The organism is Methylobacterium sp. WL116, assembly GCF_008039455.1.
In the GTDB taxonomy this organism is placed as follows: Bacteria; Pseudomonadota; Alphaproteobacteria; order Rhizobiales; family Beijerinckiaceae; genus Methylobacterium.
Window position 1 is genome coordinate 1 of sequence record NZ_VRUV01000367.1, and the last position, 4,660, is coordinate 4,660.

At 71.4% G+C, this 4,660-nt stretch carries 9 protein-coding genes; 4 read left to right on the forward strand and 5 right to left on the reverse strand.

The features are described from left to right. The 5 genes from FV223_RS20555 to FV223_RS20575 form a co-directional block, all read right to left on the reverse strand. Window positions 1-271, reverse strand: a 271-nt coding sequence (locus FV223_RS20555; RefSeq protein WP_147728745.1) for a catalase, incomplete at its 3' end; no start/stop codon positions are given. Window positions 272-323: 52 nt separating this feature from the next. Next, on the reverse strand, window positions 324-533 hold the full coding sequence (locus FV223_RS20560) for a hypothetical protein (RefSeq protein ID WP_243933238.1): 210 nt from the start codon (window positions 531-533) through the stop codon (window positions 324-326). 136 nt (window positions 534-669) lie between these two features. Continuing rightward, window positions 670-864, reverse strand: a complete 195-nt coding sequence (locus tag FV223_RS20565; protein WP_147728747.1) for a hypothetical protein — start codon at window positions 862-864, stop codon at window positions 670-672. A gap of 61 nt (window positions 865-925) precedes the next feature. Continuing rightward, window positions 926-1,558, reverse strand: coding sequence for an acyl-homoserine-lactone synthase (locus FV223_RS20570; RefSeq protein WP_147728748.1), 633 nt, complete (start codon window positions 1,556-1,558; stop codon window positions 926-928). Between the two features lie 199 nt (window positions 1,559-1,757). After that, window positions 1,758-2,489, reverse strand: coding sequence for a LuxR family transcriptional regulator (locus tag FV223_RS20575; RefSeq protein ID WP_147728749.1), 732 nt, complete (start codon window positions 2,487-2,489; stop codon window positions 1,758-1,760). Between the two features lie 175 nt (window positions 2,490-2,664). Between FV223_RS20575 and FV223_RS20580 the strand changes: the two genes are divergently transcribed. From FV223_RS20580 to FV223_RS20595, 4 genes are all read left to right on the forward strand, one after another. Beyond that, window positions 2,665-2,916 (forward strand): hypothetical protein, encoded by a 252-nt coding sequence (locus FV223_RS20580; RefSeq protein ID WP_147728750.1) that lies wholly within the window; start codon window positions 2,665-2,667, stop codon window positions 2,914-2,916. A gap of 103 nt (window positions 2,917-3,019) precedes the next feature. Next, entirely contained in the window at window positions 3,020-3,814 is a 795-nt protein-coding gene (locus tag FV223_RS20585; protein WP_243948861.1) for a trypsin-like serine protease, read from the forward strand. A gap of 127 nt (window positions 3,815-3,941) precedes the next feature. Beyond that, complete coding sequence (locus tag FV223_RS20590; protein ID WP_147728751.1) at window positions 3,942-4,193, forward strand: hypothetical protein; 252 nt, start codon at window positions 3,942-3,944, stop codon at window positions 4,191-4,193. 105 nt (window positions 4,194-4,298) lie between these two features. After that, window positions 4,299-4,660: phage holin family protein (locus FV223_RS20595; RefSeq protein WP_147728752.1), on the forward strand; the 362-nt coding region annotated here is incomplete at its 3' end.

Consider the following 4,660-nt stretch of genomic DNA (forward strand, 5'->3'; position numbering starts at 1 on the left):
CTCTACGTGCCCGTGGCCCCGCCCGCTCGGGCGCCGCCACGGGCACGTAGAGCGCCTCGAAGAACGACAGGTCGAGGATGGACGCGCCGTCCGCGTCGGTGACCGCCATCACCGCGTTCAGCAGGCGCGGCTCGCCGCCGTGCTGGACGACGAGGCGGCGGATGATGGTGCGCGCCACCGCGCGCGCCTCGCCGGCGTCCCGGACGAGCTGCCCGGTGCGCTCCGGCAGGTAGGCGTCGTCGAGGCGGATGTTGAAGAACGCGTGGATCATGATCGAACGCCCCGTTCCTGGTTGGGTGGGCCGGCGGGCCCGTGCGACGGCGTCAAGCGGCCTGGGCGCCGGGGTCGACGGCGTCCACGGGCGCGGCGAGCCGCGGGTGGAAGGCGTCGGCCAGGCGCTCGAGGCGATGGGCCATGTCCCGCACCTCGTTGAGGGCGATGGACTTCTGGCCCTCCTTCACCGCGCGCGTGATGTCGCTGATCTGCGTCGTCGCGATGCGCTTCAGCTCGGTCGCGAGCTGGTCCTTGGTCATCATCGGCTTTCGGATCCCGAATGCTGGTCGCGGGACACCGTGGCGCGGCGTCCCTTACCGATCGGTTTCCCATCCCGGCGGGTCGTTGGATGAGCGGTGGACAAGTCGGCCGGCGACGGCGCGCACGACCGGCCGGTCAGGCCGTGCGGTGCTGCGGGTCGAGGCGCTCGGCGAGGCCGAAGCCGACCCGGACGAGGAGAGCCTCGAGGGTCGCCTTCATCTCCGGCGTGCCGGCCTCCTCGATCAGGCCGTGCGCCTCGATGCAGATCTCGGCGAGGCGCTCCATCGGGTTGTCGGGTTCGGTGGAAGCGGGAAGGGTCTGTCGTGTCATCGGTTCGTTCGCGGGTTGGCGTTGATCGGGGTCCGGCGGCATCGCGCCGGAACGGTTGGGGTCAGCTCGCCAGGCGCTGCGGCAGGGCGGGGCGCGCGGTCAGCACGGAGGCGGCGTCGTTGCGGGTCTCGCGCAGGCGCCGGAGCGTGCGCACGTCGAAGGCCGCGACCACGGCGAGGGTGTCCTCGCCGGCGATCCGGCAGGGCAGGCCGAGGGGGGTCACCCGGAAATGCAGCTGCACGAGGCGCAGCAGCCAGAGCGGGTTCATCTCGATGACGATCGACTCGATCCCGCTCTCGAGACCCCACTCGACGATGCCGGCCAGGAGCGCGCTTCCGACCGGGCTCAGGATGCGGCCGCGGTCGCGCACGTCGCGCTGCACGGCGTAGCGGGTCCACTCCCAGACCCGCGCGCTCCGGGGCGCGGGGACCTCGCAGAGCTCCGGCAGGATTTCGGTGAGCAGGTAGGGGCGGGTGGTCGGCAGCATGCGCTGGTAGCCGACGACGCGGTCGCCCTGCATCGCGAGCATGTGGACGGCGTGGCCGTCGTCGAACTGGTCGATCTCGCGTCCGTCGGGCTTGGCGAGGTCGTGCCAGCCCTTCTCCTCGACGAAGACTTGATGACGCAGGCGATAGGCCTGCTCCATGGCATCGCGGTAACGATCGATGTTCTCGGGCGTGACGATATGGATCAAAGCGGCCTCCATTGGATGGCCGGCAGTATCGTCTCTAAGTATTCGCCCGAAAGTACGCGTTCGCGTACCATTCTCGACTGCGAACCAGTGGAACTTGACTGGATCCGGTCAATCCGCGCGAGCATCCCCGCGCGCGCGCCCACGCCGGACGAAGCATGCTTTCGACGAAGCGGTCTTCGAGGTCGGAGGCGCGCGGCGCCTACTTGAGGAACCCGCGCCGGAATCCTTCCGCGACGGCGTGCGTCCGGCTCGCGGTCCCGAGCTTGGTCCGGATCGAGCGCAGGTGCTTCTCGGCGCCGTGCTCCGAGATCGACATCAGCTCGCCGATCTCCCACTCGGTCTTGCCGTCGGCGGCCCATTGCAGGGCCTCGCGCTCGCGCGGCGTCAGCCGGACCTCCGGCCGCGGCGGCCCTTCGCTCAGCACGATCGAGCGGCCGAAGGCGTAGCTCGCCACGAGCTGCAGCATGCCGCGCAGCTCCGGCGAGGGATCGAACCGCTCGGCCCCGAAGCTGAACCCGGCGACGCGCCCGTCGAGGGTGATCAGCGGCACGGTGAAGCCCTGGCGCAGGCGGAAGTCGCCGGCCTCCTCCATCACCCGCCGGGCGGCCGCGTCGGCGCGGTATTCCGGCTCGATGTCGGACCACCGGAACGCGGTCAGGTCCGTGGTCAGGCGCTGGATGGTCGGGTCGCGGAACAGGTGGCCGGCCTTGAAGTAGCGGTCGGTCCAGCCGGCCGGCGTGCTGTCGAGCAGGACGTGGGCCGCCTGGTCGCGCCGGCTGGTGCCGGGCATCGGGATGATGCCGGCGAACGTGCTCTCCACGCCGAGCTTGGACACGGCGGACAGCAGCGTGCGATTCAGATCGCCGACGGAGCCGGCCCGGTCGAACGCCTGGAACAGGCCGTAGGTGACGTCGATCGCCTTCGTGATCATGTGTTGCGCAGCCGTTTCGCAGGAGCCGTCCGACGGAGCCGGCCGTCGTCTTCCGTACGCGAACTGGGTCGCCATCCCACCATGCGGCTGGACAGACACCATCCTGCCCTGTTTATAGGGGATTGAAAGTTTATTCTAGGTTGTATAACGAGACGCATGACGTGAGGAGTCCGACGTGGACGACGGCCGGAACAACGGATCGGACCGATCCGAACGGGCGCGGATCCTGCTGGGGAAGATCGCGGAGCTCCTTCGTGTCGACACGGCGTTCTTCCTCTCGCCGCGTTCCGGCGCGCCGGGCTCCGACGCGGACCCCGCCGAGTTGCTGCGCCTGTTCCAATCGATCGGCGATCCGGACCTTCGGCGCTCGGTGATCGCCATGCTCAAGGACCTCGAGGCGAAGGACGATACGCGCCGCGACTCCTGAGAGCCGCAGGGCGGCGCGGCGGCCCCCGCGTCCTCGCGCCCGATTGCCCTCCGGCGCGCCCGGATGATCTCTGGACGGCGTGTTCCACACCCCCGAGGCCCGCGTGTCCCGAATTTCGATCCCGTCCCGAGCGGGCATTCGCCCCGCCCTGCGTCACCTTGCCTCACGTCTCGTCGTTCCGCTTCTCGCGCTCGCTTCGGGGAGCGCGCCGGCCGCGGCGCTCGAGGGCGGTGCCGCGGGCCGGTCGGGCGATGCGCTCGCGCAGGCCACCGTCGGGCTTGGGACCGTGACCGCGCCCGAGGACGGCCTGCACCTCTCGCGCTGCACCGGCGTCCTGATCGCACCCGACCTGATCCTCACGGCGGCCCATTGCGTCAACGGCGATCCGCTGGGCTCGCTCGTGGTGTTCTTCCGCGGCAGCGAGCCGGTGAAGCCGGTCCGCACCGCCCGGGTGATCGCGCGCTACAGCCCGGATCCCGGGCAGATGACCTCGAACGTCGTCGACGTCGACCTGAACAGCCTCTCGCTCGACCTCGCCGTGCTGCGCCTCGCCGAGCCGGTGCGCGACCGCGTGCCGGTGCCGCTCGCCACCGACCCGAGCCGGGTGCCGAGGAGCCTGCGGGTCGCCGGGACCGGCGTGTCGGGCCGGGTGGTCGGCCGGCTGCGCACCGCGATCCTGACGCCCGTCGCCGCGTCGAGCACCGGGCTGACGATCGCCCGCGTGAACGGCGGCCGCGTCTGCTTCGGCGATTCCGGCGGCCCCGTGGTGGGGCAGGACCGGCGCGGCGTGTTCGTCTGGGGCGTGGCGAGCGCGGTGCTGTCGCGGCAGGCCCCGTGCGGGAGCCTCGTCGTGATCGCGCCGGCGGCGCAGGTCTTCACCAGCAGCGGGATGCGCTGACGCCGCGCCCCGGGGTTTTTCGCATCGTCCGATGCAACGCCGGGCCCGTGCCGATGTTGAACTGGCACAGCGTGCCTGCGTCGCCGTCGTGCCGAGTTCCGCCCATTCTCGATCGTGCGGGCTTCCCATGCTCTACGAACGCCTGCTCGACCTCGCCCCGGGGGCGCGGCTCGAACGTCGCCTCGCCGAGCGCGTCGCGGCCCGCCTAGTAATCGGGCTCCTCCTGAGCCTTCCCCTCTGCGCGGTCGCCGCGTTCCTCCTGGCCGCCGGTGCGATCCACGCCGTCCTGATGGGCGTCTGGGATGCGGGACGGATCGCGGGGCTGCTGATCCGGGACGCGTGCGAGCGCGCGCTCGCGCCGCCGATCACGCCGCGCTGACCGGCGGCCGCCGCCATCCGGGAACGCCCGGTCGCATCCGGGGTTGGTAGCCGCGCCGAACTGGTGCACCGCTCCCGGCCCCCTTCTGGACGACGGCACCGCTCGATGCAGGATCGCACCCCCGAGAGCACCTTCGCGCTGACCCTCGGGATCCTGCGCGAGAGCGGGCGCCTAGTCGGGCGGACCCTCGACCTTGCGCGGACCGAGATCGACGGCAACCTCCGGGCGCTGATCGGCCTGTTCGCGCTCCTGGGAACGATCCTCGTGCTGCTCGTCGCGGCGTTCTTCGTCTTCCTCGACGCGATGGTGAAGGCGCTCGCGGTGCTGATCGGCTCCGAGGTCGTGGCCGCGCTGATCGTCGCGAGCCCGTTCCTGGTCGCCGCCGGCCTGCTGGCGTCGTTCGGCCTGCGCCGCATCGCGCGCGCCACCCGGATCGAGCGCCCGAAGGCCCGCGGACGGGCCACGCT